The sequence below is a fragment of the Streptomyces sp. NPDC048001 genome, assembly GCF_043203115.1.
GTDB lineage: Bacteria > Actinomycetota > Actinomycetes > Streptomycetales > Streptomycetaceae > Streptomyces > Streptomyces sanyensis.
This window is the reverse complement of sequence record NZ_JBIDBN010000001.1, coordinates 77,901-104,594: the sequence shown is the minus strand read 5'-3', so window position 1 is coordinate 104,594 and position 26,694 is coordinate 77,901. Positions and strand designations below refer to the sequence as shown.

The following is a 26,694-nucleotide window of genomic DNA, read 5'->3' as shown; positions in this document are numbered from 1 at the left end:
CGGGCGTCCGGGCGCCCGCTGCGCGGCGGGCGGCGGAGGAGCCCGGTCCGGCGGCCCGGCCCGGAACTCCCCCCAAGGCGGCCGCCCCTGCCGGAGGGTGACGGCGTGTCGGCCGCCGGGCGTGCGGCGCGCGGGAGGCCGAGTCGATCTCCCTGTCCGGTGCAGGCCGCCTGCGGCCCCGTTTCCGGACTTGACCGGACCTTTGGTCCATACCAAAATCCAGCCACACCCGTGCGAGCGTCAGCTCCTCCCCCCATGTCGGGTCGCACCTCCCTGCCCCGACGTCGAAGGTGACCTCGTGAAGATCCGCGCCCTCGCCCTGCCCACCGCGCTCGTGTGCTCGCTCGCGCTCGGGGGGTGCGGCATGCTGCCGAGCGGCTCCGATACGCGCACGGTGCGGATCTGGCTGATGCAGAACAGCGTCTCGGAGGACTTCCTGGAGCGCTTCACCACGGCCTTCGAGGACGAGCACCCCGACATCGAGCTGGAGGTCACCCTCCAGGAGTGGACCGGCATAGGCGAGAAGGTGGAGGCCGCCCTCGCCTCGGACGACGCCCCCGAGATCATCGAGGTGGGCAACACCCAGGTCGCGGGCTACGCCGACAAGGGCGGACTGCGCGACCTGACCCTGGAGTCCGTGCGCGACCTCGGCGGCGAGGCATGGCTGCCCGGCCTCGCCGAGCCCGGCTCGATCAACGGCTCCCAGTACGGCATCCCCTGGTACGCGGCCAACCGCGTGGTGATCTACCACAAGGAGCTGTTCGCCGAGGCGGGCATCACCGAGCTCCCCGAGACCCGCGAGGAGTGGCTGGAGGTCACGGGCAAGCTGGACACCGCCTCCCAGGACGGCATCTACCTCTCCGGCCAGGACTGGTACACCCTGGCCGGCTTCATCTGGGACGAGGGCGGGGAACTCGCCGTCGAGCGAGGGGGGGAGTGGGAGGGCGACCTGCACAGCGAGGCCGCTCTGCGGGGCATGGCCTTCTACAAGGAGCTCCAGGCACTCGGCGACGGCCCCAAGGACGCCGACGAGGACACCCCGCCCCAGCCCGGGGTCTTCGCCAAGGGCCGCACCGCCCAGATCATCGCGGTCCCCAGCGCCGCCACCTTCATCGAGAACGAGAACCCCGACCTCAAGGGCAAGCTCGGCTTCTTCCCGGTGCCGGGCAAGACCGCGCAGGCCCCCGGCTCGGTCTTCATCGGCGGCTCGGACCTCATCGTCCCCGAGCGCTCCAAGGAGCGGGCCGCCGCCGTCGAGGTGGTCTCCGCCCTGGCGGGCGAGAAGTGGCAGATCGAACTCGCCCGCGCCATGAACTACGTCCCCAACAAGACGACCCTGGGAGCCGAACTCCAGGACCGGGAGGGCACCGCCGCGATGGCCGCCGGAGCCGTCCGCGGACGCGCCACGCCCAACTCCCCCCAGTGGGTGCAGGTCGAACTCGACAACCCCATCAAGCCCTACATGACGGCCGTGCTCCGCGGCGCCGACCCCGAGAGCGCCGCCCGCGAGGCCTCCCTGCGGATCACCGCAGCGCTGCGCCCCTGACCGGGCCGCGGCGCCCGCCGCGGGAGCGGCCCCGCCGTCCGCGGCGGGGCCGCTCCCGGCATTCAGCGTCCGCACATCCGCGCTCCGCCGCGCGGTCACGTCGAGTCCAGCCGGCCACGGAAGAAACGAGGTGCCGGGCCGCCGCACCCGCGGTCCGCCCCGTCCGTACGGCAGGAGACCGCCATGCCCGCAACGCCCGTCGCCGTTCCGCACGCTCCCGCCCCCCGGCCCCCTTCCGTCCCCGTGGCCGCCGGGGACACCCGCTACCTCGTGGGCCTCGCCCGCGAGGCGGAGGACGTCCGCGCCGCGCAGCGGCTGCGCCACCAGGTGTTCGCCGGGGAGATGGGCGCCCGCCTCGACGGCCCCGAGCCCGGGCTCGACAGCGACGCCTTCGACGCCTACTGCGACCACCTCCTGGTCCGCACCGCCGACACCGGGGAGGTCGTCGGCACCTACCGGCTGCTGCCCCCCGACCGCGCGCGCGTCGCGGGGCGCCTGTACTCCGAGGGCGAGTTCGACCTCTCCCGCCTGGACCCCATCCGCCACGACCTGGTCGAGGTCGGCCGCTCCTGCGTCCACCCCCTGCACCGCAACGGCGCCGTGATCGCCCTGATCTGGGCGGGACTCGCCCGCTACATGGCCGACACCGGGCACAACTGGCTCGCCGGCTGCTGCTCCGTCCCCCTGGGCGACGGCGGCACCCTGGCCGCGGCCACCTGGGACACCGTCCGCAGCACCCACCTCGCCCCCGAGGAGCACTGGGTCACCCCGCACCGCCTCTGGCGCTCCGACGGCATCGCCCTGCCCCAGGGCCGCACCGAACTGCCGCCCCTGCTGCGCGGCTACCTGCGCCTCGGCGCCTGGGTCTGCGGAGCCCCCGCCCACGACCCCGACTTCGGCGTGGCCGACCTCTACGTGCTGCTCTCCCTGCGCCGGACCAACCCGCGCTATCTGCGCCACTTCCTGTCCCTGGCCCCCGCGTGAGCACCGCCCCGGCGGCCGGCTCGCCCTGGCTCCCCGCCTCCCCCTGCACCCCGCAGGGCTGCGCCGCGCACTCCGGCGGCGCCGCCGGACGGGCCCGGAGCGCCGCACGGCTCGCCGCCGGGACCGCCGTGACCGCCGGGGGCGTGGCGCTCGCCCCCGCGGCGGCCCTCCTCGGCCGCGGCGCGCGCCACCGCCTGACCTCCCTGTGGGCCCGGTCCGTGCTGCGGGGCTTCGGCGTGCGCGCCACCGTCCTCGCCGAGTGCGCGCCCGCCCGGGACACCGCGGAGGCCGGGCCCGGCTGCCTGGTGGTGGCCAACCACGTCTCCTGGCTGGACATCCCGCTGATCGCGGCCGTGCTGCCGGGCCGGATGCTCGCCAAGAGCGAGGTGCGCCGCTGGCCGGTCCTCGGCCCGCTCGCCGCCCTCGGCGGCACGCTCTTCGTCGACCGGGGCAGCCTGCGGGCGCTGCCCGCCACCGTGGCCGCGGTGACCGAGGCCCTGCGCGCCGGTCACCGGGTGATCGTCTTCCCCGAGGGCTCCACCTGGTGCGGCCGGGACCAGGGGCGCTTCCGCCACGCCGCCTTCCAGGCCGCCCTCGACGCCGGTGCCGCGGTCCAGCCCGTGCACCTGTCCTACGGCCCCACGGGGGCCGCCGCCTTCGTCGGCGACGACCCCCTCGGGGCCTCACTGCGCCGCGTCGCCGCGGCCGGCCGGCTCACGGCCGAGGTCCGGCTGCTCCCGCCGATCGTCCCCGGCCCCGGCACGGACCGCCGCGCCCTGGCCCGCCAGGCTCAGCGCGCCGTCGCCAGGCTCAGCGCGAACCGGCCCGCGGCGTCCGTCCACCACCGCACCGGCTCCAGCCCCGCCGCCGCCAGCTCCCTGCGCACCCCCTCCTGACGGAACTTCGCCGACACCTCGGTACGCAGCTCCTCGCCCGCCTCGAACGGCACCACCAGGTCGAGTTCCCGGATCTTCACCGTGAGCGCCTTCCGGGCCCGCAGCCGCATCTCGATCCACTCCTGCTCCCGGTCCCAGACGGCCACATGGTCGAAGTCGTCCGGATCCGCGTCCGAGCCCAGCTCCCGGGCGAGCACCGACAGCAGGTTCTTGTTGAACGCCGCCGTCACCCCGGCCGCGTCGTCGTACGCCCTGACCAGGACCTCCTCGTCCTTGACCAGGTCGGTGCCGAGCAGCAGGGCGTCTCCCGGGGACATCAGGCCCCGCACCATGCCCAGGAAGGCGGCCCGCTCGGCGGGCAGCAGGTTGCCGATCGTGCCGCCGAGGAAGGCCACCAGCCGGGGCCCCGGTGTACCGGGCAGCTCCACCTCCCGGGTGAAGTCGGCGATCAGCGCGTGGACGTCGAGCCCCGGGCGCTCGGCCAGCAGGCCCTCGGCCGCGCCCCGAAGCGCGCTCTCGCTCACGTCCACCGGCACGTAGGAGCGCAGCCCGGTCAGCGCGTCCAGCAGGAACCGCGTCTTCTCCGAGGACCCCGAGCCCAGCTCCACCAGGGTGCGGGCCCCCGTCGCCGCCGCGATCTCGCCCGCGCGCTCCGCGAGGATCTCCCGCTCCGCACGGGTCGGGTAGTACTCGGGCAGCCGGGTGATCTCCTCGAAGAGCTCGCTGCCGCGGCCGTCGTAGAACCACTTGGGCGGCAGCGCCTTCGGGGTGCGCGCCAGACCGCGGCGCACGTCCGCGCGCAGGTCCGCCCCCGTTGCGTCCTCGGGAAGGGTACGGGTCAGCTGGAACGGGCTCACTGGGTCGGCTCCTTGAGCTCGGCCAGCAGGACGTCGGACCGGGTCGCCGTCAGCAGCGTACGGTCCGGCACCTCCTGCCAGCGTGGGTCGTCGTCGTAGGGTTCGGAGGCCACCACCGTCGCCCCGGCCGGGTCGGACAGGTACCACAGGGTGTCGCCCCACGTGGTCGCGGTGATCGACTCCCCGTCGGTCAGCAGCAGGTTCAGCCGCGACTGCGGGGCCGCGGCCGCCGCGTCGCGCACGGTCTCGGCCATCGCCCGGCCGGGGCCGTCCCCCTCCCGGAGCCGGTGCAGCACCAGCGCCCACAGCAGCGCCGAGTCGGTGCGGGCCTCCATGGACAGCAGCTCCCGCCCCGGCAGCGAGGAGGCGAGGGCGGACGCGGTCTCCGGCCAGCCCCGCACGGCCCCGTTGTGGCTGAACAGCAGCCGCCCGGAGGCGAACGGCGCCGCCGCGGCCTCGCCGTCCGCCCCCGCGAGGGTGGCGTCCCGCACCGCGGCGAGCAGCGCACCGGTGCGCACCACCCTGGCGAGGTCGGCGAAGGAGGCGTCCCCCCAGATCGGGCCGGGCCGCCGGTAGCGCGCCGGAACGGCGTCGCCCGGCGCGTACCAGCCCACGCCGAAGCCGTCGGCGTTCACCGTCCCGTACCGCTGGCGGCGCGGTGCGTAGGACTGGCGCACCAGGGAGTGCTCCGGCTCGGTCAGCAGCGCGCCCAGCGCCACGGACGGGCCGAGGTAGGCGAGGTGGCGGCACATCAGGCACCCTCCCGGCCACGCACCCCGGCGTCCCGCGCGGTGCGGAACCCGGAGAAGATCTGGCGGCGGACGGGCAGGTCCCAGTTGCGGAAGGTCCCCCGGCAGGCCACCGGGTCCACCCCGAACGCGCCGCCCCGCAGCACCTTGTACTCCGGACCGAAGAACACCTCGGAGTACTCGCGGTAGGGGAACGCGGCGAAGCCCGGGTACGGCAGGAAGTCGCTCGACGTCCACTCCCACACGTCGCCGATCAGCTGGCGCACCCCGAGCGGTGAGGCGCCCCGGGGGTAGCCGCCCGCGCGCGCCGGGCGCAGGTGCCGCTGGCCCAGGTTCGCGTGCTCCTCGTCCGGATCGGCGTCCCCCCAGGGGTAGCGCCGGGAGCGCCCGGAGACCGGGTCGTGGCGGGCGGCCTTCTCCCACTCTGCCTCCGTCGGCAGCCGCCGTCCCGCCCAGCGCGCGTACGCGTCCGCCTCGTACCAGCTCACGTGCAGCACCGGCTCGTCGGCCGGGACCTCCTCGCTCACCCCGAAGCGGCGGCGCAGCCATGTCGCGCCCTCGCGGCGCCAGAACAGCGGCGCCTCGATGCCGTGGGTGCGGATCTGCTCCCAGCCCGCCGGCGCCCACCAGCGCCGTTCCGCGTAGCCGCCGTCGTCGATGAACTGCCGGAACGCGCCGCAGGTGACGGGCGTGGTGTCCATCCAGAAGGCGTCCACCTCCCGGCGGTGGGCGGGCCGCTCGTTGTCCAGCGCCCAGGGCTCGGTGGACGTCCCCATGGTGAACGGCCCGCCGGGCACCAGGACCTCGGCGGGCAGTGCCTCGGGGGGGTGCACGGGCGGCTCGGGCGCGGTGAGGGCCACCGCTCCCCGCCGGAGCTGGTGGGTGATCAGCATCGTCTCGTCGTGCTGCTGCTCGTGCTGGGCCACCATCCCGAAGGCGAAGGCCGCGTCGGTGAGCGGCGAGCCCTCCAGCGCGGTCCGCTCCAGCACGTCCAGCACCCGGCCCCGCACGTCCCCCGCGTACCGCCGGGCCTCGGCCGGGGCCAGCAGCGGCAGCGAGGGGCGCGTCGCCCGCGGGTGCTCGAAGGCGTCGTAGACCGAGTCGATCTCGGGCCTGAGGGCGTCACGCCCGCCGACGGTGCGCAGCAGCCACTGCTCCTCCTGGTTGCCGATGTGCGCCAGGTCCCACACCAGCGGGGACATCAGGGGGGAGTGCTGGGCCGTCAGCTCACCGTCCTCGACGCAGTCGGTGAGCACGGCGGTACGGGTACGGGCGGCGGTCAGCGCGTCCAGCGCGCGGCGCCGCAGGTCCTCGGTCATATCGCGGCCTCCCGGGCCGTGGCGGGCGGTCGGAGATCGTCGGCGGGGCAGCGGCCGCGCAGGACGCGGCGCTCGTGGAACTCAAAGACCCGTTCCAGCAGGTCGCCGGGGGCGCCCATGCGCTCCAGCGCGTCCACGGCGGCGGCGAAGCAGACGGCCGCCACCGCGGCGAGTTCCGGGTCGGCCAGCCCCCGCCGGGCCGCGGCCACCCACAGCGGGTTGACGGGCGCGGGCAGCGCACCGGCGGACTCCGCCAGGGGCTTCACCGCCCGGTAGGCGGTCTCGGCGGCCTCGGGGTCGTCGAAGAGGGCGGTGGTGACGGCGAGCGGGACCGTCCAGCCGTGCTCCCCGTCCTGGGCGTCGAGCATTCTCAGCTCCAGGTGCCCGCGCGGCCGGACAGGCGGGAACAGCGTGGTCAGGTGGTAGTCGAGGTCCGCCCGCCCGGGGCGCCTGGGGGACCCGGAGCGCAGCCACTGCCGGAAGGTCAGGCCCGTCGGCCCGTCCCAGGGGCCCTCGGCCCGGCGCACGCACATGACCGGGGCGTCCAGCGCATGGGCGGCCCAGGCGGCCCGGGGCTCCGCGAACGGCTCGGGGGCGAGGGTGCGGACGGGGTCGAGCGCCGCCCAGACCGCCTGCCGCGTCGACTTCCAGCCCGTGCGGCGTCCCTGCCGGAAGGGCGAGTTGGCGAAGGCGGCGACCAGGACCGCCCCCAGCAGGTGCGCCATCTGCCAGCGCCGGGCGTGCCCGAGGGGCCCCGGCTCCTCCGTGCCCGCGTCGAGGCAGACCTGGACGGAGGCCGAGGTGCACATCATGATCCGCCCGGCGGGGCCGGTGCGGTCGAGGTGGCGCTCCATCGCGTCGTAGCGCGGCTCGTGGAGCATCCGGCGGGGCGGGTGCCAGGGGTCGATGCCGTACCCGGCCGGGACGAGTCCGTGGGCCCCCAGGCCCTCGCGGACGCTGTGCAGGTCGGCGGAGGTCGTCTCCAGGCACTCGGCGAGTGACGCGGCGGGGGGCGAGCTGAGTTCCAGCTGGCCGCCGGGCTCGAAGGTCAGGGCCGAGGCGAGCGGCAGGGAGCGCACCGACGCGAACGCCGCCGCCAGGCGTTCGCGCGCCACGGGGAGGTGGGGCCGGTCGAGATCGTGGACCAGCCATTCCACCTCCACTCCGACGGTCCGGGGCGGTCCGGTCTTGAAGCAGATGCAGCGCAGCAGTTCCTCGGCCTCGTCCTCGGACAGGGGAGGTCCGAAGTCGTCGGTGTCGGGCGTCGGCATGATCGACTCCTCGGGGGGCGAAGGGTCCCGCGCGGGACCCTGTCAACCTAAAGCCACGGCCGTCGGTTCGCACAAGAGCGCCTCTGAGGAGCGGAAACCCGGTTGCCCGGGGCACCGGCCCCCGGCAAGGATGACGCGCATGAGCGCACGGCTGCGGGGGATCGCACACCACAACGAGGAGATCGTCGCCGCCGGCGGCTACCGGCTGCCCGACGGCCGCGAGGTGCGCCTGCGCGAGGCCGTGGCCGCCTCCTGCGCGGCCACCCGCCTGTACGGACCCGACCCGGTGGACGCGCACCCCGGCACCGGCCGGGCGACGGCCTTCGCGGTGACGGGGGAGTCCAGCACCGCGGCCGCCCGCCGGCTCGCCGCGCGGGGCGGCGAGCCGCCGGCCGTGCTCAGCTTCGCCTCCGCGCGCAACCCCGGCGGGGGCTACCTCAACGGTGCGCAGGCCCAGGAGGAGGCCCTGTGCCGGGCCTCCGCCCTCCACACCACCCTGCTGCGGGCCCGCGACTACTACGAGCACCACCGGGCCGACCGCAGCCCCCTGTACTCCGACCGGGTGATCCACTCCCCGGGTGTCCCCGTCTTCCGGGACGACAGGGGAGCCCTGCTGACGGAGCCCTTCGCGGCCGGGTTCCTCACCTCCCCGGCACCGAACGCCGGGGTCGTCCGCAGCCGCGCCCCCGAGCAGCTGCCCCTGATCCCCGGCATCCTGCGCCGGCGCGCCGAGCGGGTCCTCCAGACGGCGGTCGCCGCGGGATACCGGCGCCTGGTCCTCGGGGCCTGGGGCTGCGGCGTCTTCGCCAACGACCCCGCCCAGGTGGCCTCCGCCTTCCGCACCCACCTCGCCCCGGGCGCGCGGTTCGGGGGCCACTTCGACGAGGTCGTCTTCGCCGTCCTGGACCGCACACCCGGGCAGAGGACGCTCGGCGCCTTCCGTTCCGTGCTCGGCGGGCTGCCCGGGGCCGCCGGAGGCGAGGCCGCGGGCGGGGCGGACAGCGCCGGGCGGGGGGCTCAGGACCAGCCGTAGCGCTCCCGCAGCCGCCCTGCCACCCGGTCGAAGCGCTCCCGGTCCAGGGCGCACGCCTCCCGGCGCATCCCGTCCTCGTACACCCGCAGCACCCGGTCCAGGTCCACCCACGAGGGGCGACCGGCGGAGTCCCAGGGGCCCGCGCCCAGCGCGACCCACTCGTGGTCCCCGTCGCGTCGCCGGCTGGACAGCTGCACCGCCAGCACGGTCCCCTCCGCCTCCCGCGCCACCACCAGCACCGGGCGGTCCTTGCCGCGTCCGTCGCCCTCCTCGAAGGGCACCCAGGTCCACACGATCTCGCCGGGGTCCGGGTCCCCGTCGCGGTCGGGGGCGTAGGAGGTGCGCACGGGGCCGACGCGGGCGGGGTCGGCCTCGCGGGTGGCGGCCGCGCCGCCGCGGCCGGGGGCCTCGGGGGCGCCCTCTCGGGAGGAGCTGAAGATCGTCATGACCGCACCGTAGGCCCCGCGGCCCCACGGATCCAGCCATCCGCACACCGCGCCCCGCCCGGTGCCCGCCGCCCGCCCGGCGCGGCCCGCCCGCGGCCCGACCGCAACCCCGGTGCCCCGCCCCGCGGTTGGGGGAGAGGACCGCGATGCCATTCCGGCCACGGCCTGCGAGCGGGGCGCGCGGGCTCTGGAAGGATGACCCGCGCGATGAGCCAGACACCCGAACCGCCCGTGGAGCGCTCCGCCCCGACCAGTGCCGATGTCGCCCGGCTGGCCGGAGTCTCCCGGGCCACCGTCTCGTACGTCCTCAACAACACACCCGCGGTGCGGATCAGCGAACCGACCCGGCTGCGGGTCCGGGCAGCCGCCGAGGAACTCGGCTACGTCCCCCACGCCGCCGCCCGCAGCCTGCGGGCCGGACGCACCCGCACCGTGGTCGTTCCGACCCCGGGACACCCCGGCGGCCCCCTCCCGGGCCGCTTCCTGGACGACTTCGAGACCGAGCTGCGCAGACTGGAGTACACGGTCGTCCAGTACGGCAGCACCGGCCTCGACGGCGACGAGGCCGCCAGGGCCTGGGCCGAGCTGAGGCCCGTGGCCGTCGTCTGCCTCGGCGAGACCCAGCCGACCCGGCACGGTGTGCGGCTGCTGCGGCGCTCGGGCGCACGGGCCGTGGTCACCCTCGGCCCCCGGGGCACCGAGGGTGCCCACTCCCTCGTCATGGACCAGCGCCGCATCGGGGCCTGCGCCGCCGCCCATCTGCTCCGGCGCGGCCGCCGCGCGATCGGCGTGGTCCTGCCCGAGGACCCGGGCGCGGCGCGCCTGGCCCGCCCCCGGCTGGAGGGCGCCCGCGCGGCCGCCGCGGGCGCGGGCGCCCGGATAGCCCCGCTCCCCATGGCCTACGAGGAGGAGCCGGCCGCCGCGCTCGCCGCCCGCTGGCGCTCCCTGGAGCTGGACGCCGTCTACGCCTACGACGACGCGTACGCCATGCTCCTGATGCGGGCCCTCCAGGACGAGGGCGTGGACGTCCCCCGGGAGACCGCCGTGGTCGGCGCCGGCGACCTGCTGCTCGGGCGGCTGCTGCGCCCCCGGCTCAGCACCGTCCGCATCGACACCATGAGCGGCGGCGACCTCGCCGGGCTGGTGGACCGCGCCGTGCGCGAGCCGGGCGCCCCGGCCCGGGAGCGCGAGCTGATGGCCGCCCGCCCGGTGCACCGGGAGTCCAGTTGACCGCCGCTGCGGCCCGCCCGCCCCGCAGCGGGTCCCGGACGAGGTGCGGCGGGCGGCCCGGGTGTCTAGCGTCGCCTTCATGAGGAACCAACCGCAGCGCTTCGGGGTCCTGGTCCTGCCCGAGCACGTCGACGGGGACGACCCGGTGGCCGCCGCCGACGGAGCGATCCGCTCCGCCGTCGTCGACGCCACCGGCGAGCTGGGCGCCTCCGGCTACCCCCGCTACGTCGGCGACGGGGTGGAAGCCGACATCGACCCCGAGACCCGGGCCGTGGAGGCCCTGCTGGTGGACGGGGCCGAACTCGACTACGGCCTCACCGTGCGGGTCATCGACGCCGACGACGTCTGAAGGCCCCGGGCCGCGCGCCGCGCCGGCCCGTCCGGACCCGCCACGTGTCGATCTTCACGTGATCAGGGCCGTTGACAGGGCGCCGCGCCCGTCACAGACTCGGGCGACTCGATTGTGGACGGGGCCCGCCAGGAGGACCCCGGTCCTGGCCCGGGAGTGACTCGATGAGCATCCGCGACGTCTACATCGTCGACGCCGTCCGCACGCCGATCGGAAGGTTCGGGGGCGCGCTCTCGGCGGTCCGGCCGGACGACCTCGCCGCCGGTGTCGTCAGGGCACTCGTCGACCGCACACCCGACCTCGACCCGGCCCGCATCGACGACGTCGTCCTCGGCGACGCCAACGGCGCGGGCGAGGACAACCGCGACGTGGCCCGGATGGCGGTGCTGCTCGCGGGCCTGCCCGTCACCGTGCCCGGTGTGACCGTCAACCGGCTCTGCGGCTCCGGGCTGGAGGCCGTCGTCCAGGCCGCCCGGGCCATCGCCCTCGGCGACGCCTCCATCGCCATCGCGGGCGGCGTGGAGTCCATGTCGCGCGCCCCCTGGGTCCTCCAGAAGCCGGAACGCGCCTTCCCCGCAGGGCACCAGGAACTCCACTCGACCACCCTGGGCTGGCGGATGACCAACCCCCGCATGCCGAAGGAGTGGACGGTCACCCTGGGGGAGGGGGCCGAACGCGTCGCCGACAAGCACGGCATCGGCCGCGAGCAGCAGGACGCCTTCGCCCTCGACAGCCACCGCAAGGCCGCCGAGGCGTGGGCCAAGGGCCTGTACGACGCGGAGGTCGTCGACTGCGACGGTGTGGACCTCGCCCGCGACGAGTGCATCCGCGACACCACCTCGATGGAGGCCCTGGCGAAGCTGAAGCCCGCGTTCCGCGCGGACGGCACCGTCACCGCGGGCAACGCCTCCCCCCTCAACGACGGTGCCGCGGCCCTGCTCCTCGTGGACGAGGAGGGCCTCGCGGCGACCGGCCGCGAGCCGCTGGCGCGCATCCGCTCCTCCGCCGTGACCGGCGTGGAGCCCCAGCTGTTCGGCCTCGGGCCCGTGGAAGCGGTCCGGCGGGCACTGGGCCGGGCGGAGAGGACCTTCGCCGACCTGAGGACCGTCGAACTCAACGAGGCCTTCGCCGCCCAGGCGCTCGGCTGCCTCGCCGAGTGGCCCGAACTCGACCCCGGGGTGGTCAACCCGCGCGGCGGCGCCATCGCCCTCGGCCACCCGCTCGGCGCCTCCGGCGCCCGGCTCGCGGGGGCCGTGGCCCACCAGCTCGCCGCCGCCGGATCGGGCACCGGCCTCGCGGCCCTGTGCATCGGCGTCGGCCAGGGCATCGCCCTCGTCCTGGAGCGCTGAGGACGACCCGCCCGGGACCCCCCGCGCCGCCCCGCAGGGCGGCGCGCGGCGGACGGGGAGCCGCCCGGCGGTCAGGGCCGGACGGCTCCCCGGTGGGCGGGCGCGGGGGCGGCGCCCCCGTCGGAGCGCCGCCCCCGCACCCGCTACGCGGCCCCGCCCTGCTGCTGGGACTCGATCGACCTGCGGACCTCGTCCATGTCCAGCTTGCGGGCCTGCCCGATCACGTCCTCCAGCGCGGTCTCCGGCAGCGCCCCCGGCTGGGCGAACACCGCGACCTTGTCCCGGACGATCATCAGGGTCGGAATCGACCGGATACCGAAGGCCGCCGCCAGCTCCGGCTGCGCCTCCGTGTCGACCTTGCCGAACAGCAGGTCCCCGTGGCGCTCCGAGGCACTCTCGTAGACCGGTGCGAACTGGCGGCAGGGACCGCACCAGGAAGCCCAGAAGTCGATCAGGAGGAAGTCGTTCTCCTCGACGGTCTGATCGAAGTTCTCCTTGGTGAGCTCGATCGTGCTCATACCTGTGTACCTCTTCCTGACATTCGGCGACTCGCCCCGCACAACGGTGCCCGGAGCCCGGCTATTCCTGCCCCTGCCCATGTGGCCGGGGCGCACACCCGCGGTCAGACTGGCCCTATGACCGATGCTGCGGAGTACGACGTCGTCGTGGTGGGAGCGGGTCCGGTCGGCGAGAACGTCGCCGACCGGACGCGTGCGGCGGGCCTGGACACGGCCGTCGTGGAGGACGAACTGGTCGGAGGGGACTGCTCGTACTGGGCCTGCGTGCCGAGCAAGGCCCTGCTGCGTCCGGCCATCGCACGCGCCGACGCCCGCAGGGTGCCCGGGCTCGCCGCGTCCGTGCAGGGCCCCCTCGACGCCGCTGCGGTCCTGGCCCGGCGCGACGAGAAGGTCGGCGACTGGAAGGACGACGGCCAGGCCGCCTGGCTCGACTCGATCGGCGCCCGCCTCTACCGCGGCCGCGGCAGACTCCACGGGCCGCGCTCCGTGTCCGTCGACGGCCCCGAGGGCGAGCACCACCTGCTCACCGCGCGCCACGCCGTCGTCATCGCCACCGGCAGCCGCGCCGTCCTGCCCGACCTGCCCGGCCTCACCGGCGCGGGCGCCTGGACCAGTCGCGAGGCGACCAGTGCGCAGCAGGTTCCGGAGCGCCTCGCCGTCGTCGGGGGAGGGGTCGTCGGGGTGGAGATGGCCACCGCCTGGCAGGCGCTCGGCTCCCGGGTCACCCTCCTGGTCCGCGGCGGGGGCGTGCTGCCGCGGATGGAGCCCTTCGTCGGCGAGCACGTGGTCGACTCGCTGAAGGAGGCGGGGGCGGACGTCCGGCTCGGCGTGTCCGTCGCCGCCGTCGACCGGCCCGGGGGGCACACCGGCCCCGTCAGCGTCGTGCTCGACGACGGCGCGGTCGTCCGGGCCGACGAGGTGCTGTTCGCCACCGGCCGCGCCCCGCGCACCGACGGGATCGGGCTCGGCAGCGTGGGCCTGACCGACGGCGCCTGGCTGGACGTCGACGACACCTGCCTCGTCCGCGGCACGGACTGGCTCTACGCCGTGGGCGACGTCAACCGCCGCGCGCTGCTGACCCATCAGGGCAAGTACCAGGCGCGGATCGCCGGGGCCGCGATCACCGCCCGGGCCGGGGGCGTCCCGCTGCTGGAGACCGACCGCTGGGGCGCCCACAGCGCCACGGCCGACCACGCGGCAGTCCCCCAGGTGGTCTTCACCGATCCGGAGGCCGCCGCCGTGGGGCTCAGCCTCGCCGAGGCGGAGCGGGCGGGGCACCGGGTCCGCGCCGTCGACCACGACCTGGGGTCCGTGTCCGGTGCGGGCCTCTACGCCGACGGCTACCGGGGCCGCGCCCGGATGGTGGTCGACCTCGACCGGGAGGTCCTGCTCGGTGCCGCCTTCGTCGGGCCGGGCGTCGGTGAACTCCTCCACTCGGCCACCGTCGCCGTCGCCGGGGAGGTCCCCGTGGAGCGGCTCTGGCACGCGGTGCCCGCGTTCCCGACCATCAGCGAGGTCTGGCTGCGGCTGCTGGAGGCGTACCGGGGGTAGGCGCGGATCCCCGGGACGGCCGGGGGGTTGGGTTCGCTGCCGCGGGCCGGGCGGGACGGATCGGCGGGCCGCTTCCGTGCCGATGCCGCTTGCTCGAAGGCGGTCGCACGCCGACCCGTCCCGGCTGCGGCCGGGTGGTGGCTCCCCGGGTCCCGGCGCCTCGCGGACGACGCGCCGGGATTCGAGGAGCAGTTCGTGTCCGCCACTCCCCGAGGCCCCCTCCCGGGAGGCGGCGGGCGTCAGCGCTTCCAGACGGTCGCACGCCAGGTCGTCGGGTTGCCCGCGCCGTCGGTGCCGACGGCGAACCCGGCGATCACTCCTGCGTCGTTGACGGCGAACGCCGCGGCGTAGGGTCCCAGGGACGACGGCGGCAGCGGGACGACCGTACCGTCCGGCTTCCACATCAGGGCCTTGTCCAACGCGGGGTTCCCGGCCGGCGGCCAGGCGTACCCGACGGCCGTGCCCCGGTTGTTGATCGCCAGTACCTCCCCTGCCGCCTCCGCCGGGTTGGCCAGCACCGTCCGTGTGCCGTCGGCGTGCCACCGGGCCGGATCGCCGTTCGGGGAGTCGTCCAGCGAGGCCCCCACGACGGTGCCCGCCAGGTTGGCGTCGTAGGCCCGTCCGCGCCCGGCGTCGCGGACCGTGCCGTCGGGCGCCCACACCAGGACCCGGTCGTACTCCGTGCTCCCGGCCGCCCGCCCGTGACCGAAGACCACGCCGCTGTCGGTGATCCGGCTCGTCCGGGCCCCGGTGAACCCCGGGGGCAGGGGCAGCGCGCTCACGGCACCCGCCGCGTTCCAGCGCACGGGGTGCGCGGGGCCCCCGGCGACGTCGTGCTGCTCGGTCCACCCCACCGCCGTGCCCGCGTTGTTGATCGACGTGGCGGTGCCACCGCTGTCGCCGGGCAGTACGGGCAGGACGGTCTTCCTGCCGTCGGGCCGCCAGCGCACGGGACGGGAACGGGAGTCCTTCCCCTGCGCCTCACCGACCGCGACCCCGGCGTTGTTGACGGCCGACGCCCTGCCGCCGAGGGACCCGCGGGGAAGCGCCAGCCGCTTCGGGGTGCCGCGCGGGGTCCAGCGAACGGGGTGGACGTCGGGCAGCTCGTCGTAGGACTGGCCGACCACCCATCCGGCGTCGCTCAGCGCGGTCGTGCGGCTGAACTTCTCACCGGGCAGCGGCGCCAGACGGGTGTAGCCGGGGCGGTGGGCGTTCCACCGGATCGCGAGCGGCCCGGCGGAGCCCTCCACCTGGTATTCGCCGATGATCGTGCCGCTGCTGTTCAACCCCCGCACGAAGCTGTGGAGCCCTCCCGCCGGGATCGGCAGCAGGCGCGAGGCCGGCAGCCGCTCGGAGGGTGCGGCCGTCGCCATGGGCGCCGAGCCCAGAAGGAGCAGGGCGGATACCGCCATGCCGGCCAGGGAGCGAGGACGGGGAGTGCGCAAGCGGGCCATTCGGACGCTCCTGCTCTCGTCGATGACGTCGATGTAACCGTGCGTGGGCATGCCGTCGTTCCGGGCCGGGCGCAGAGCCCGCACCGCGGCTCAGTCTTCCGACTCCGGTGCGCCCTCGGCAGCCCGGCCTCTGAAACGGCTGGATTCGAGCGCCGCTCAACTTGGTCCGTACCACCCGCCGCCCCCTGTGTCCGCCCCGCCCCACGGGTGGTCCCGTTCCCCCTGTGACGCCGCCCAGCAGGACTTCCGGTCCCGGGGCGACGGGTCGCGGCCCACGGCCGGCGAGCGCTCCGGGCGCGGCAGGGGAAGGCGGCGGGTTCCGGCCAGCCGGCTTCCCCGGCGGCGGTCGCCGGAGCCCTGCCGGGGCTGATGGCCTCGCGGCGCCGCCCGCACTCCCGGTGACAGGCCCGGGCCGCGACGGGGCGAAGCACGCGGGACGCGGCAGTAGGTTGGCGCCATGAGCAATCTCGATCGTCAGGCCGCCCTCTCCGTCTGCGGCGGCCGGGGGTTCGTCGTCGCCCAGCCCGTGCGTGAGCTCCTCAGCCCCCGGCACGTCCCCCTCGGGGAGTCCACCGAGGTGCGCCGGCTGCTGCCGAACCTGGGGCGGCGCATGGTGGGGGCCTGGGCCTTCGTCGACCACTACGGGCCCGACGACATCGCGGACGAGCCCGGCATGCAGGTGCCGCCCCACCCCCACATGGGCCTGCAGACCGTGAGCTGGCTCCACGAGGGCGAGGTGCTGCACCGCGACAGCACGGGGTCCCTGGCCACCATCCGCCCCGGCGAACTGGGCCTGATGACCTCGGGCCGGGCGATCAGCCACTCCGAGGAGAGCCCCCGCTCGCACGCCCGGTTCCTGCACGGCGCCCAGCTGTGGGTGGCCCTCCCCGAAGCGCACCGCGGGGCCGAGCCCCGCTTCGAGCACCACACCGCCCTGCCCCGGGTCACCGCCCCCGGCCTGGAGGCGACGGTGATCCTCGGGGCGCTGGACGGCACGGTCTCCCCGGGCACCGCGTACACCCCCATCGTCGGCGCGGACCTCGCGCTGGGCGCCGGTGCGGACCACCGGCTGCCCCTGGAGCCGGACTTCGAGTACGCCGTCCTCGCCCTGTCCGGCGAGGCCCATGTCGACGGGGTGCCCGTCCCGCGGGGGTCCATGCTCTACCTCGGCTGCGGTCGCACCGAACTCCCCCTGCGCGCCTCCGCGGACGCGGGCCTGATGCTCCTCGGTGGGGAGCCCTTCGGGGAGGAGATCGTGATGTGGTGGAACTTCATCGGCCGGACCGACGAGGAGATCCGCCGGGCGAGGGAGGACTGGACGACCGGCTCCCGCTTCGGCGAGGTGAAGGGCTACGACGGCGCCCGCCTGGACGCCCCGGAGGTGCCGGCCGCCCGGCTCAGGGCCCGGGGGAGGACGCGCTGACCGGGGCCCCGCACGAGGCGCCCGGTCGGCCCGCTCCCCCAGTGGGCACAGCACGGGGGAGCGCGCCGGGCGGGGTCAGAAGCGGCGGATCACCCGCAGTTTGTCCGTGTACAGGTCACTCGCCGTGCCGTCGATGACCGACCGGCCGCCCAGGTCCGCCATGGTCGGGCCGTCGGGCGTCTTGCGGCTGGAGACGAAGCGCTTCCTGCCGTGCTGGTCCACACCCAGGTAGATGCCGGTGTGGGAGACGGCGCCGTCGTCGGGGTCGTTCCAGAAGAGCACGTCGCCGACCCGCAGCCCGTCGAGCGGCGGCGGCGCGTCGTCGGCCCGGGCGACGACGACGCCGGGGCTGGAGGCGGCCTGGCGCTGCGAGGTCCGGGGCAGGTACCGGCGCTCGGCGTCCGCCGCGATCCCCAGGGGGACGCCCAGATGGTGGCCGTAGACCATCCGGACGAAGCCCGAGCAGTCGAGGTTCCCCTTCCACTTCGGGTCCGGGACGGCCGTGACGCTCTCCCCGCTGGGGAAGGTCCAGGGGAGCCCCATGTACTCGTGGAAGTCGGCCCCGACCTCCCGCAGCCCGGCATCGTCCAGCGCGCTGTACCCGGACGCGCCGAGCACCTGGGCGCCGCCGAGGGCGGGATCGGTGACGGCAGGGGCGAACGGCCGGTACATCGAGGAGTAGGCGAGGGCGTCGGGCGAGGTGTCGCCGGCCCATGCGCGCACGCGCTGCTCCACCGCGGAGGTCCAGGTGCCCTCGAAGGGCTCCGGGAGGACCCGGACCCAGGTGGAGTGGGTCACGACCGGCGGGTCGGCCCAGGCCGCCGCGTCGATCCGGAAGTCGTAGATCCTCGCCTGCGGGACCACGGTGGCCCCGGTGGAGGCGAGGCCCCGCACACCGACCCGCCCGGGGCCGAGGACCGCGTCCGGTGCGTCCTCGGGGTCGCGCACACGGTGGTGCCACAGGTTCACGGGCTCGTCGTCCACGCCCGTCGTGGCATGGCGCCAGGCACGGGCGCGCAGGAGGTCCCCGGCCCTGTCCACCCGGACCCACCAGTGGTCGAAGGGCCGGAAGCCGGTGCCGACCGTGACGGGCGGGCCGAGCGTGGTCGACGTGTCGGCGAGTTCCTTCTCCAGGACGAGCTGCACCTCTCCCGCGGGGGTGACGACCAGGCGTGCCCGGTAGTGGTTGTTGACGTCCTGGGCGGCGAAGACGAGGCCGAGGGAGGCGGGAGCACCGGACGGCAGCCTGTCGAAGGAGAACCGGGCGGCGGCGTGGACGTCCCCGATCGCGCGGTCGGGGAGCAGCGAGTAGCGGCTCCTGCCGGGCGCGAGGGTGATGGCCGCCCGGCCGCTCTCGACGAAGTAGTCCGCGTCCGCGCCGTTGTGGTGGGACCAGGCTCCCCCTCCGGGGGACATGCCCCAGCCGGCGCCGGGCGGGGTCCGGTGGAACGCGTCCAGGACCGGCTTCTTCTGCTCGGTGAACCAGCGCCGCGGCCCGCGCAGCGTCACCGTCCTCGCCCCCGTGGTCAGGGTGGCGAGCACTCCGGCGCCGTCCGAGACCTCCAGGCCGCCCGGGACCGCACGGGTGGTCAGCGCGCCTGCCGGGTGGGGGGCGAAGTGCCAGGGGTCCGTCGGGTCGACGAGCATCGGGAGCCGGGTGCCGGGAACCCCCGGGCCGGGTACGGCCGACGGGGCCGCCGGGGCCGAGGCGCGTGCGGTCGGTGCCGCCGCGAGCGGGAGGGCGGTCCCCGCCGCCGCTGCGGCCAGGGCGCTCAGGGCGGCTCGGCGGCTGAGGGGGAGTCTCGGGGTGGACATGGTGGGCTTCTCCCGGTGCGGACGGCGCATGATCGAACAGTGGGGCGAGGAGGGACCCTATCCGACTGAGCCGCCCGGCCCGTTGCCGGTATCCGGCCGTTCCACCGCCACCCGTGACACCCCGTCCCCCCGGCCGAGCAGACTGGTGCGGCGGCCGGGCGTGGGGGGGGCCCCCCCCGGGGGCCCCCCCCCCCCCCCCCGGGGGGGGGCCCCCCCCCCCGGCCCCCCGGGGGGGGGGGGGGGGGGGGGGGGGGGCCCCCCGGGGGGGGCCCCCCCCACGGCCCGGACGTGAAGCAGCCGCCGGACAGCGCCCTTTCGAGGGCGAGGGGCCGTCCGGCGGTCCTGGACCATGTCCCGCCCGGGCTGCGCCGGGCAGGGGACGAACGGAGTGTGAACAGTGATCGGCACCGTGTTCCGCAGTGCGGACGTCCCGGCGGACGAGAGGCTCGACCGCTGGCGGGAACTGATCGACCGGACCCGGGCCACCGAGGCGTCCACCGACCATGCCGTCGACTTCAGCGCCGAGTTGCACCTGATGGAACTGGGTGCGGTGAGCGCGTGGCGGACCTCCTTCCCGCCCGCGCGACTGCGCCGGACGGCCAGGAGCATCCGCCGGGCGGAACCCGAGCGCTACCACCTGACCCTGGTGCTCGACGGACGCCTCGCGCTCGTCCGCGACACCGGGGAGACGGCCGCCACCGGTCCCCGCGGTCTCCTCGTCGACGACAACTCCCGGCCGTGCGAGGTGCACGCCCGCGACGCGGGGAGCGCCGCGGGCGGCCGAGCGGGTGTGGTCGCCGGAGTGGGGGTGGACATCCCCAAGGCCCTGCTGCCGGTGCCGCCCGCGGAGGTGCAGCGGCTGCTGGGACGCGGGCTGCCGGTCCGTCAGGGCCCGGGAGCGCTGCTGGCCGACTTCCTCACCGGCCTGGACCGCCAGGCCCAGCACCTCCGGCCCTCCGACGCCCCCCGCCTCGGCACGGTCCTCCTCGACCTGGTGTCGGCCCTGTTCGCCCACACCCTGGAGGCCGAGGCGGACCTTCCCCCCGAGACGCGGCAGGCGGTCCTGGTCCGGCAGGTCCGCGGCTTCGTGCACCGGAACCTGCACGACCCGGAGCTGACACCGGGGGCGATCGCCGCGGCGCACCATGTCTCCCTCAGCCATCTGCACCGCGTCTTCAGCGGGCAGTCCCAGGGCGAGACCCTCGCCGCCTGGATACGCGCCCAGCGCCTGGAGCGGGCGCGCCACGACCTCGCCGACCCCGCACAGCGCACCGTGCCGATCCATGAGGTCGCCGCCCGGTGGGGCATCTACCGGGCCTCCGACTTCACCCGCTCCTTCCGCGCCGCCTACGGGGTCTCGCCCAGCGAGCACCGGAACCGGTCGCTGGCCGGGAGGGCATGAGACGCGCTGCCAACCGACCGGGCACGCAACGGCAACACGGGGCGCCGCCCGCCGGGCATCCTCGGTGGTGCGCAGGGCCGGGGGATCCGGTCACGAGGTTTCAGGCAACCGCCCCGCGTGCCGTACCCCGGACCGCTCCCCTCGGAAGGCAGGTGACACGACGTGATGCGACGCGCCCCCCGCGCTGCCCCGTCGGACCCGCGGTACGCGGGACCTGCACGGCGGAGCCGCGGCACCGCAGCCCCCGCGGCCTCCGCCGCCCTGCGATGCCCCTCGCGCCGGTGCGGCGCGAGGGGGACGGCCCCTGCCCCGGGGGCCCCGGGGCAGGGGCTCCCGCCCTTCGGTGGCGCCGGGCACCCGGCGCCCCCGAGGCGCCCCGGCCCGGGAGGAGGGCGGCGGGAGGGGAGTCCCGTCCCCTCGACCGGTGGGATGCGTCCCACCGCCCCGGGGCCGGGGCGGACCGCTCCCCGGGCCGTGCCCGTGCGTGCCACGGGGGTGCACGCACGGCGGCGGCCCGGGGACCGGTCCGCCGCCCCCAGGTGCGGGGCGGCGGAGTGTCAGGACCCGGTGGCCGCCGGGGTCTGACGGTCCGTCCCGTCCGCGCCGCCGGTCCCCCCGTCCGGGGCTGCCCCGCCCGCCCCGGGACGGTCCACCCGGCGCAGCCCCCTGATGGCGGGCACGCACAGCATGGCGGCGAGGAGGACGAAGGAGACGGCGGACGAGAAGAGCAGCACCCGGTCCGCGCCGAACTGGTCCGCCGCCGGACCCGCCAGCGCCCTGCCGAGCGGGATCACCATGATCGAGCCGGCCACGTCGTAGGCCGAGACCCGGCTGAGGACCGCCAGCGGAATGTGCGACTGCACGCTGGTCGCCCACATCACCCCCCAGAAGGCGAAACCGCACCCGGCGATCACCCCGGTCACGGCCGTGAGCGTGAAGTTCCAGCCCAGCGCGGGGGCCAGCGGGTTGAGGGCGAAGAAGAACATGGCGCAGGCCCCCGCCACCAGCGGGCGGCGCGGGCGGACCCGCATCCCCAGCAGGCCGCCGATGATGGTGCCCGCCCCGTCCGCCGACGCGATCCAGCCGTAGCCCGTCGCGCCGTGCTGCTCCGTGAGCAGTGCCGCGCCGAGCGGCAGCGCGGGACCGAAGACGAACAGGCCGTACACGGCCCACAGCACGATCACCCCCCACAGCCAGGTGCGGGACCGGAACTCCTGCCATCCGGTGGCGAGGCGCCGCCACATCGGGTCGTCGCTCTCGTCCCGGACGGTGGCCAGCCGGCGCAGGGGCAGCAGTCCGAGGGCGCTGAGCGCGTAGGCGGCGGCGATCACCACATAGGACCCGGCCACGTGCCAGTAGGCCACCAGGAAGCCGGCCAGACCCGGGCCGATCAGGGCGCTCATCGCCTCGGAGACCCGCAGCAGCGCGTTCGCCCGCTGGATGTCCTCCGCCACCTGCGGCACGATGCTCGCGAGCCCCGGCTGGAACATCGCCGTCGCGGCACCGCTGACGGCCATCAGGGCCATGATCTGCCACAGTGCCACGGAGCCGGAGGCCAGCAGGGCGGCCATCGCGAGCATCGCCAGCATGCGGACCACGTCGGCCCCGACCATCATCACCTGGGGGGTGAAGCGGTCGGCCAGCACGCCGCCGAAGAGGACCAGCAGGACGATCGGCGTCATCCACGCGGCGAGGGCGTAGCCGACGCCCCCGGCGCCGTACCCCGCGCCGAGGACGGCCGTGGTCAGGGAGACCATCAGCATGCCGTCGGCGAGCAGGGAGGTGCTGCGCGCGGTGAAGAAGAAGCGGAAGCGGGCGGACCGCCACGGGCTGGGCAGCGCCCGGGCCCCGCCCCCGCCGGGCGCGTCATGGGTCGTCATGTCACATCTCCCGGTCGCGGCCGGTTCCTTCCCTGAGAATCGGCCCCGCCGGGGCGGGCTGCCGCGGTGGGCCCTGCACGATCACATAGCGGTGCGGGGCGAGCACCCCGGGGCGGCCCGGCAGGGCGGCCATCAGCGCCGCGTGGGCCCGGGCGGGCGTCAGGCCGCCGTCCTCGCAGGCGATGCGCGCGGTCAGCAGCGGCGCCGCGCCGGCCGCGCCGGCCGCCTCGCGCGTCCCGGTGACCTCGACCTCGACGGGGAGCCCGCCGAGAGCCGCGCTCAAGGTCCGCGCCACCGCCTCCGGCTCGACCCAGCAGCCGTCCACCCGCGTCCACCCCGGACCGCGCTCGACCGGACGCACACCGGTCACCTCGGTGAGCTCCGACAGCGGCACGTCCCCCTCGGCCGCCGCCTCCAGCAGCCGCACCAGGCCGGTCGCGAAGTCCTCCGCGGCACGCGCCGGGAAGAGCGCCGGGTCGCCCCACAGGGCGAGGCGCAGCACCGGGTCCGTCTCGTAGACGAAGCCGAGCAGCCGCGTCGGCAGCGCCTGCTCCGGCCCCCGGACCAGTTCGAGTTCCGGGGCGTCCCCGTCGGGTGCCGCGGCCCCGGCGAGCGTCGCGGGCAGCGCGCTGATGTCGTTGAGGACCACGTCCCGGGCGAAGTGGCTGCCCCGTTCGCCGGTGACCCGCCGGATCATGTCCCACAGGGCGAGCGCGTCGAAGCGGCTGTGCCGGTAGGCGTTCAGCGCCGCTCCCCAGGCGGCGGCGAGGACCGCGTCGAAGGACGGTTTGCGCACGTCGAGGGCGAGCAGTGCGTCCTGGGAGAGGGTGCTCACCGAGCGGGCGAGGGCGGGCCGGAAGCGGTTGGAGGTCGGTACGGCGGCGACGCACTCCTGCTGGCCGGCCCGGTGGGCGGTCAGCAGGCACCAGGCCGTCAGCAGCACCGTGTTGGGCAGCGCCCGGGTGCGCCGGGCGGCGCCGGCCAGTGCCCGGGCGCCGCGGGCGGAGCGCAGGGTGAGCCCCGGTGCGGAGATCTCGGTGCCCACCGCGCCGGGTTCGGCGAACATCGCCTGCGGTCCCGTGCGCAGGATCCGCTCCCAGTGCCGCAGCGCGTCGGCCGACCTGCGCCGCCCGGCCGGGCTCGCCTCCTCGGCGGCCAGGTCGAGCGGGGTGGGCGCGGTGGCCTCGGGCAGCGTCCCGCCGGACAGCAGGGTCAGCCACTCCTCGCGCAGGACGCCCAGTGCGCTGCCGTCCGTCAGGGCGTGGCTGGCCGCCAGGGCCAGGAACACGGGCCGTCCGGTGCGGGTGAGCAGGACGGGACGCAAGGGGAAGTCGCTCTCCAGCCGGAAGCGCTCCGACCGGGCGTCACGGGCCACCGCCTCGGCGTACTCGGCGGCGGGGGAGGGGAGTTCGCCGTGCTCCAGCACGGTGACGGTGAACCGCCCCGTGCCGGCCACGACCTGCTCGCCCGGCACGGTGCCGGGTTGGTGCGGGAAGGTGGTCCGCAGCGCCTCGTGCCTCACGGCGAGGGCCCGCAGCGCGTCGAGGACGCCGTGCTCGGAGGCGCCCTCGGGCACCGGCCAGACGTCGTGGATGTTGATGGCGTCCGGCTCGTCCCGCAGGATGCAGCGGATCATGTTCGCCTGGCCCATGGTGACGGGGCCCCGCCGGGTCCCGGCGCCCCGGTAGGCGAGCGTCGCGGTCCGCCGGGCGGCGGCGGTGCGGGCCGCGGGGGCCGCACCGGGCGGCGTCGGCGGGGCGCTCACAGCAGGGCCGCCGGTGCTGCGGCCCCGGGGGAGGGGGGCTCGGGGAGGGTCACTGCGGTTCCTTTCGCGTGCGCGGCCAGCAGCGGCCAGGCGTCCAGGAGCAGGGCGAAGTCCGCCATGTCCGCGCGCGCCTCGGCGAGCAGGCCGTCCCTGCGGGCGGCGAACCGCTCGGCCGCCGCGGTGTACCGGCCGCCCAGGGAGCGGTAGCAGCGGTCGAGGACGTCGAGCCGGGCGGCGTTGGCGTCGGGACCGCCGCGGGCGGCCTCCCGGACCAGGCGCGCGACGGTGCCGGTGCGCAGGCGTCCGGCCGCGTCGAGCAGCTCGTCCCCGGCCGCCGCCATCCGCGCGTGGACCTCGCCCATGGGCCCGGAGGCGAGCAGGAACTTGGCGAAGCGCTCCTGGTAGGCGAGGAAGCCGGCGTCGGAGCGCCGCTCGGGGGTGTGGAAGTTGACGATGTGCCGGTTGTGCAGGACCCCCGGCAGCCGGGCGCTCCGGACGAGGTGCAGGAGGAAGTAGTCGCTGCCGATGGTGTCCGTGGCGGGCGGCAGCGGTACCGCGCCGTACACCTCCCGGGCGAGGGCGATGTTGCACATGTCGACCCGTGTCGGGCTGACCAGGGTCAGGGTGGTGCGGTCGGCGGTGAACGGCTCGGTCCCGGCGCCCCGGAACGCCTCCTCGACCAGGTTGCGGCGCCAGGGAGCAGGGCAGTCCGCGGGCACCGACAGGCCCACGACCTCGTGGTAGACCTCCGGGTCCAGGCGCGCGATCTCCGCCACGTCCACGGACAGCTCGCCGATGAAGGACCCGCCGGCCAGGGCCACCGGCCGCCCGGCGCAGGCGGGGTCGAGCCGCGTGCGGTCGACGCGGCCGGTGACCTCGACGGCCGGGCGCCCCAGTGTGGCGAGTTCGTGGTGGATCGGGTACACGGGTGCGCCGTGGAGGTGCTGGTAGCGGCTGTCGGAGTCCCTGCGGTGCACCGAGGCGCAGCCGAGGGCCTCGGAGAGGAGGAAGGCCCGGTTGGTGCAGGCGCCGTAGCTCACCCCGGTGGGCAGCATCAGGGTGAGCAGCCGCTCCGGCGCGGGGACGCCGGAGGCGGCGATCACCTGCCGCAGGAAGGCCCGCTGGGCGTCCTCGTCGAGGTGGTGCACCACCACCCCGGGCGTCTTCGGCAGCGCGGCGACGGCCCGCCGGTGCGCGGCGCGCACCGGCGGTGCGGCCGAGTCCAGCACCAGCAGATGCACCTCGGCTCCGAACTCCCGTGCCCCGTAGGCGGCTTCGGCCGCCATGGCGGTGATCGTCGCCGGGCACTCCCGGTCGGTCGGCAGGGTCAGGCAGACGCGGTGCACACCGGCTCCCCGCTCCGCCCGCCCGCGGTGTCCGGGCCCTGCGTGCCGTGCCAGGAGGCCAGGCCGAGCAGCCGCTCGCCGAGCGGGGTGAGCTCGGCCGTCGGGTAGCGCAGGGACTCGTGGCGCACCATGTCGCCCACCAGGGTGCGGTTCCACCGCGGGGTGCGCAGATGGCGCCAGGACTCCACGCGGGACCTGCGCAGCTTCTCGTGCTCCTCCAGCGCGGGCATCATCGACAGGTACTGCACCGCGCGGACCCCGTTGCGGGAGGCGTTGCGGGCGACCCCGTGGGCGAGCAGCCCGTTCCAGATCAGCAGGTCGCCCGGGCCCAGGTCGGGGCGGACGACGGGGAACTCGGAGCGGTCCACGTCGGGCCTGATCGGGTCGCGGTCGGTGCTCTGGGCGGCGCGCCAGCGCTCGAAGCCGCGGAAGAGCTCGGGGCAGCACTGGAACCCGCCGGTCTCGGGGGCGGTGTCGTTGAGGGCGATGATTCCCTGGACCCGCTGGGGCGGCACGCCCAGCGTGGTGTCGATGTCCCAGTGCAGTTCGATGTCGAAGCCGCGCTCGGTGGGGGCGATGAGTGCCCGGTCGCGGTTGCCGGTGTTGGGCGGGTTGAGGTTCAGCCGGTCCAGGGTGACCCACAGCTCCTCGCAGTCCCAGACGTCCACGAAGGCGTCGTAGACGCGCTGGGCCTGGCGGCTGTCCCAGAGCAGCTGGTGGTGGTACGCCTCGACGAAGCCGTAGACGTGCAGCTGGCGGTCCAGCTGGGAGCGGAAGGGGCGGTCCTCGTACCAGCCGTCCGGGCGGTCGGGGTCGAGCCCCTGGAAGTCCCAGGTGAAGTCGAGCAGGCGGCGCGCCGCCTCGGCGGGGATCGCCTCGCGGACCACGACATAGCCGTAGGTCTGCCAGTGGGCGAAGTCCTCCTCGGACAGCACCCTCAGGGGCCGTTCCTTCCTGAGCTCCCGCAGCGTGGTCTGGGCGAGGTAGGACTCGCCGTCCGCGCTGAGGTACGCGCGGTCGGTGGCCGCGCGGTGGAGCCGTGCGCGGCGGGGGGCGGGTGGCGTCGTCAAGGGGTCCCTCCAGGCGGTGGGGCGGCGGGTCGGTTCTGCGGGGGGACGCCGGGCGGCGGCGTCGGGCGGCGGGGAGGGGACGGCGGGGCCCCCGGCGGTCGTGAAGGAAACGCGGGGACCGGGAACAGAATTGGTGTAGACCAACAGGGATGTCAAGTGCCGTTCCGCGGTGTCGCGGTGGGCCTGATTCCGCTTCCCCGTACGGGGGTTGACGTTTCCTTTTGGTCTAGACAACCACCCTGGGGCTCGCCTACTGTCCCCATGCGCAGCCCCGGATCCGCCCCCGGCCCGAGCACGGCAGGACGGTCGGCCGCGGCCCTGTGCTGCGCGCCGGTCGACGGCGACCACGGGCGGTACCGGGCACGCCACCGCGTCGCCGACGCCGGTGCGGGGCCGGGTGCGCCCGTACGACCGACGCCCCGACCGACCGCACACGCCGAG

General features: G+C 76.0%; 22 protein-coding genes. 10 read left to right on the top strand and 12 right to left on the bottom strand.

Annotated features, from left to right (window positions below; translation table 11 throughout):
* Positions 1-298 precede the first annotated feature (298 nt).
* From ACGF15_RS00465 to ACGF15_RS00455, 3 genes are all read left to right on the top strand, one after another.
* On the top strand, positions 299-1,546 hold the full coding sequence (locus ACGF15_RS00465; protein ID WP_345608292.1) for an extracellular solute-binding protein: 1,248 nt from the start codon (positions 299-301) through the stop codon (positions 1,544-1,546).
* Between the two features lie 183 nt (positions 1,547-1,729).
* Positions 1,730-2,530 (top strand): GNAT family N-acyltransferase, encoded by an 801-nt coding sequence (locus tag ACGF15_RS00460; protein WP_345608290.1) that lies wholly within the window; start codon positions 1,730-1,732, stop codon positions 2,528-2,530.
* Entirely contained in the window at positions 2,527-3,426 is a 900-nt protein-coding gene (locus ACGF15_RS00455; protein WP_392796426.1) for a lysophospholipid acyltransferase family protein, read from the top strand. The genes ACGF15_RS00460 and ACGF15_RS00455 overlap by 4 nt, the downstream gene beginning before the upstream one ends.
* On the opposite strand, the gene egtD is transcribed toward ACGF15_RS00455, so the two are convergent.
* Genes egtD through egtA form a run of 4 tightly spaced genes read right to left on the bottom strand, consistent with a single transcriptional unit; the run spans position 3,321 to position 7,622 of the window.
* Positions 3,321-4,283, bottom strand: coding sequence for an L-histidine N(alpha)-methyltransferase (gene egtD / locus ACGF15_RS00450; protein WP_345608286.1), 963 nt, complete (start codon positions 4,281-4,283; stop codon positions 3,321-3,323). The genes ACGF15_RS00455 and egtD overlap by 106 nt on opposite strands.
* On the bottom strand, positions 4,280-5,035 hold the full coding sequence (gene egtC / locus ACGF15_RS00445; RefSeq protein ID WP_345608284.1) for an ergothioneine biosynthesis protein EgtC: 756 nt from the start codon (positions 5,033-5,035) through the stop codon (positions 4,280-4,282). The genes egtD and egtC overlap by 4 nt, the downstream gene beginning before the upstream one ends.
* Positions 5,035-6,351 (bottom strand): ergothioneine biosynthesis protein EgtB, encoded by a 1,317-nt coding sequence (gene egtB / locus ACGF15_RS00440; RefSeq protein WP_362611148.1) that lies wholly within the window; start codon positions 6,349-6,351, stop codon positions 5,035-5,037. Before egtB ends, egtC begins: the two co-directional genes overlap by 1 nt.
* On the bottom strand, positions 6,348-7,622 hold the full coding sequence (gene egtA / locus ACGF15_RS00435) for an ergothioneine biosynthesis glutamate--cysteine ligase EgtA (protein ID WP_345608280.1): 1,275 nt from the start codon (positions 7,620-7,622) through the stop codon (positions 6,348-6,350). The genes egtB and egtA overlap by 4 nt, the downstream gene beginning before the upstream one ends.
* A gap of 139 nt (positions 7,623-7,761) precedes the next feature.
* On the opposite strand from egtA, the gene ACGF15_RS00430 reads away from it, so the two are divergent.
* The gene (locus ACGF15_RS00430) at positions 7,762-8,655 is read left to right on the top strand and encodes a TIGR02452 family protein (protein ID WP_345608278.1); all 894 of its coding nucleotides are present in this window, start codon (positions 7,762-7,764) and stop codon (positions 8,653-8,655) included.
* Here the strand turns inward: ACGF15_RS00430 and ACGF15_RS00425 are convergent.
* Entirely contained in the window at positions 8,640-9,101 is a 462-nt protein-coding gene (locus ACGF15_RS00425; protein WP_345608276.1) for a type II toxin-antitoxin system PemK/MazF family toxin, read from the bottom strand. The two genes, ACGF15_RS00430 and ACGF15_RS00425, sit on opposite strands and share 16 nt — an antisense overlap.
* 207 nt (positions 9,102-9,308) lie before the next feature.
* On the opposite strand from ACGF15_RS00425, the gene ACGF15_RS00420 reads away from it, so the two are divergent.
* The 3 genes from ACGF15_RS00420 to ACGF15_RS00410 all read left to right on the top strand — a co-directional run bounded on the left by ACGF15_RS00420 (position 9,309) and on the right by ACGF15_RS00410 (position 12,029).
* Positions 9,309-10,331 carry a LacI family DNA-binding transcriptional regulator gene (locus tag ACGF15_RS00420; protein ID WP_345608274.1) on the top strand — a complete coding sequence of 341 codons (1,023 nt, stop codon included), beginning with the start codon at positions 9,309-9,311 and terminating at the stop codon, positions 10,329-10,331.
* A 79-nt stretch (positions 10,332-10,410) separates the two neighbouring features.
* Positions 10,411-10,680 carry a hypothetical protein gene (locus ACGF15_RS00415; RefSeq protein ID WP_256526516.1) on the top strand — a complete coding sequence of 90 codons (270 nt, stop codon included), beginning with the start codon at positions 10,411-10,413 and terminating at the stop codon, positions 10,678-10,680.
* Between the two features lie 164 nt (positions 10,681-10,844).
* Positions 10,845-12,029, top strand: coding sequence for a thiolase family protein (locus ACGF15_RS00410; protein WP_345608271.1), 1,185 nt, complete (start codon positions 10,845-10,847; stop codon positions 12,027-12,029).
* Between the two features lie 143 nt (positions 12,030-12,172).
* Here ACGF15_RS00410 and trxA read toward each other — a convergent pair whose 3' ends face one another.
* Positions 12,173-12,547 (bottom strand): thioredoxin, encoded by a 375-nt coding sequence (gene trxA / locus ACGF15_RS00405; RefSeq protein WP_392796425.1) that lies wholly within the window; start codon positions 12,545-12,547, stop codon positions 12,173-12,175.
* A gap of 117 nt (positions 12,548-12,664) precedes the next feature.
* On the opposite strand from trxA, the gene ACGF15_RS00400 reads away from it, so the two are divergent.
* Complete coding sequence (locus ACGF15_RS00400) at positions 12,665-14,098, top strand: dihydrolipoyl dehydrogenase family protein (protein ID WP_392796424.1); 1,434 nt, start codon at positions 12,665-12,667, stop codon at positions 14,096-14,098.
* A 239-nt stretch (positions 14,099-14,337) separates the two neighbouring features.
* Here the strand turns inward: ACGF15_RS00400 and ACGF15_RS00395 are convergent, their stop codons facing one another.
* Positions 14,338-15,603 (bottom strand): hypothetical protein, encoded by a 1,266-nt coding sequence (locus tag ACGF15_RS00395; RefSeq protein ID WP_392796423.1) that lies wholly within the window; start codon positions 15,601-15,603, stop codon positions 14,338-14,340.
* Positions 15,604-16,009: 406 nt separating this feature from the next.
* On the opposite strand from ACGF15_RS00395, the gene ACGF15_RS00390 reads away from it, so the two are divergent.
* Complete coding sequence (locus ACGF15_RS00390) at positions 16,010-16,975, top strand: pirin family protein (protein WP_392796422.1); 966 nt, start codon at positions 16,010-16,012, stop codon at positions 16,973-16,975.
* 75 nt (positions 16,976-17,050) lie between these two features.
* On the opposite strand, the gene ACGF15_RS00385 is transcribed toward ACGF15_RS00390, so the two are convergent.
* Positions 17,051-18,790: a C40 family peptidase gene (locus ACGF15_RS00385; RefSeq protein ID WP_392796421.1), complete on the bottom strand. Its 1,740-nt coding sequence runs from the start codon at positions 18,788-18,790 to the stop codon at positions 17,051-17,053.
* Positions 18,791-19,187: 397 nt separating this feature from the next.
* Here ACGF15_RS00385 and ACGF15_RS00380 point away from each other — a divergent pair, with 397 nt between their 5' ends.
* Positions 19,188-20,192 (top strand): AraC family transcriptional regulator, encoded by a 1,005-nt coding sequence (locus ACGF15_RS00380; protein ID WP_392796420.1) that lies wholly within the window; start codon positions 19,188-19,190, stop codon positions 20,190-20,192.
* 557 nt (positions 20,193-20,749) lie between these two features.
* Here ACGF15_RS00380 and ACGF15_RS00375 read toward each other — a convergent pair.
* Genes ACGF15_RS00375 through ACGF15_RS00360 form a run of 4 tightly spaced genes read right to left on the bottom strand, consistent with a single transcriptional unit; the run spans position 20,750 to position 26,253 of the window.
* The gene (locus ACGF15_RS00375) at positions 20,750-22,072 is read right to left on the bottom strand and encodes an MFS transporter (RefSeq protein ID WP_392796419.1); all 1,323 of its coding nucleotides are present in this window, start codon (positions 22,070-22,072) and stop codon (positions 20,750-20,752) included.
* Between the two features lies 1 nt (position 22,073).
* Positions 22,074-23,837 (bottom strand): condensation domain-containing protein, encoded by a 1,764-nt coding sequence (locus ACGF15_RS00370; protein WP_392796418.1) that lies wholly within the window; start codon positions 23,835-23,837, stop codon positions 22,074-22,076.
* A complete protein-coding gene (locus ACGF15_RS00365) occupies positions 23,834-25,183 on the bottom strand; it encodes a DUF6271 family protein (RefSeq protein WP_392796417.1) in 1,350 nt (449 codons plus the stop codon). Before ACGF15_RS00365 ends, ACGF15_RS00370 begins: the two co-directional genes overlap by 4 nt.
* Positions 25,165-26,253, bottom strand: coding sequence for a phytanoyl-CoA dioxygenase family protein (locus ACGF15_RS00360; protein ID WP_392796416.1), 1,089 nt, complete (start codon positions 26,251-26,253; stop codon positions 25,165-25,167). Before ACGF15_RS00360 ends, ACGF15_RS00365 begins: the two co-directional genes overlap by 19 nt.
* Between the last annotated feature and the right edge of the window lie 441 nt (positions 26,254-26,694).

What these genes read in the sequence shown, in the direction of transcription:
- egtB (WP_362611148.1), bottom strand. Translation starts at nt 6,351, where the DNA reads ATGACCGAGGACCTGCGGCGCCGCGCGCTGGACGCGCTGACCGCCGCC.
- trxA (WP_392796425.1), bottom strand. Translation starts at nt 12,547, where the DNA reads ATGAGCACGATCGAGCTCACCAAGGAGAACTTCGATCAGACCGTCGAG.
- ACGF15_RS00385 (WP_392796421.1), bottom strand. Translation starts at nt 18,790, where the DNA reads ATGTCCACCCCGAGACTCCCCCTCAGCCGCCGAGCCGCCCTGAGCGCC.
- egtC (WP_345608284.1), bottom strand. Translation starts at nt 5,035, where the DNA reads ATGTGCCGCCACCTCGCCTACCTCGGCCCGTCCGTGGCGCTGGGCGCG.
- ACGF15_RS00460 (WP_345608290.1), top strand. Translation starts at nt 1,730, where the DNA reads ATGCCCGCAACGCCCGTCGCCGTTCCGCACGCTCCCGCCCCCCGGCCC.
- egtA (WP_345608280.1), bottom strand. Translation starts at nt 7,622, where the DNA reads ATGCCGACGCCCGACACCGACGACTTCGGACCTCCCCTGTCCGAGGAC.
- ACGF15_RS00430 (WP_345608278.1), top strand. Translation starts at nt 7,762, where the DNA reads ATGAGCGCACGGCTGCGGGGGATCGCACACCACAACGAGGAGATCGTC.
- ACGF15_RS00375 (WP_392796419.1), bottom strand. Translation starts at nt 22,072, where the DNA reads ATGACGACCCATGACGCGCCCGGCGGGGGCGGGGCCCGGGCGCTGCCC.
- ACGF15_RS00410 (WP_345608271.1), top strand. Translation starts at nt 10,845, where the DNA reads ATGAGCATCCGCGACGTCTACATCGTCGACGCCGTCCGCACGCCGATC.
- ACGF15_RS00395 (WP_392796423.1), bottom strand. Translation starts at nt 15,603, where the DNA reads ATGCCCACGCACGGTTACATCGACGTCATCGACGAGAGCAGGAGCGTC.
- ACGF15_RS00415 (WP_256526516.1), top strand. Translation starts at nt 10,411, where the DNA reads ATGAGGAACCAACCGCAGCGCTTCGGGGTCCTGGTCCTGCCCGAGCAC.
- ACGF15_RS00420 (WP_345608274.1), top strand. Translation starts at nt 9,309, where the DNA reads ATGAGCCAGACACCCGAACCGCCCGTGGAGCGCTCCGCCCCGACCAGT.
- ACGF15_RS00400 (WP_392796424.1), top strand. Translation starts at nt 12,665, where the DNA reads ATGACCGATGCTGCGGAGTACGACGTCGTCGTGGTGGGAGCGGGTCCG.
- ACGF15_RS00425 (WP_345608276.1), bottom strand. Translation starts at nt 9,101, where the DNA reads ATGACGATCTTCAGCTCCTCCCGAGAGGGCGCCCCCGAGGCCCCCGGC.
- ACGF15_RS00390 (WP_392796422.1), top strand. Translation starts at nt 16,010, where the DNA reads ATGAGCAATCTCGATCGTCAGGCCGCCCTCTCCGTCTGCGGCGGCCGG.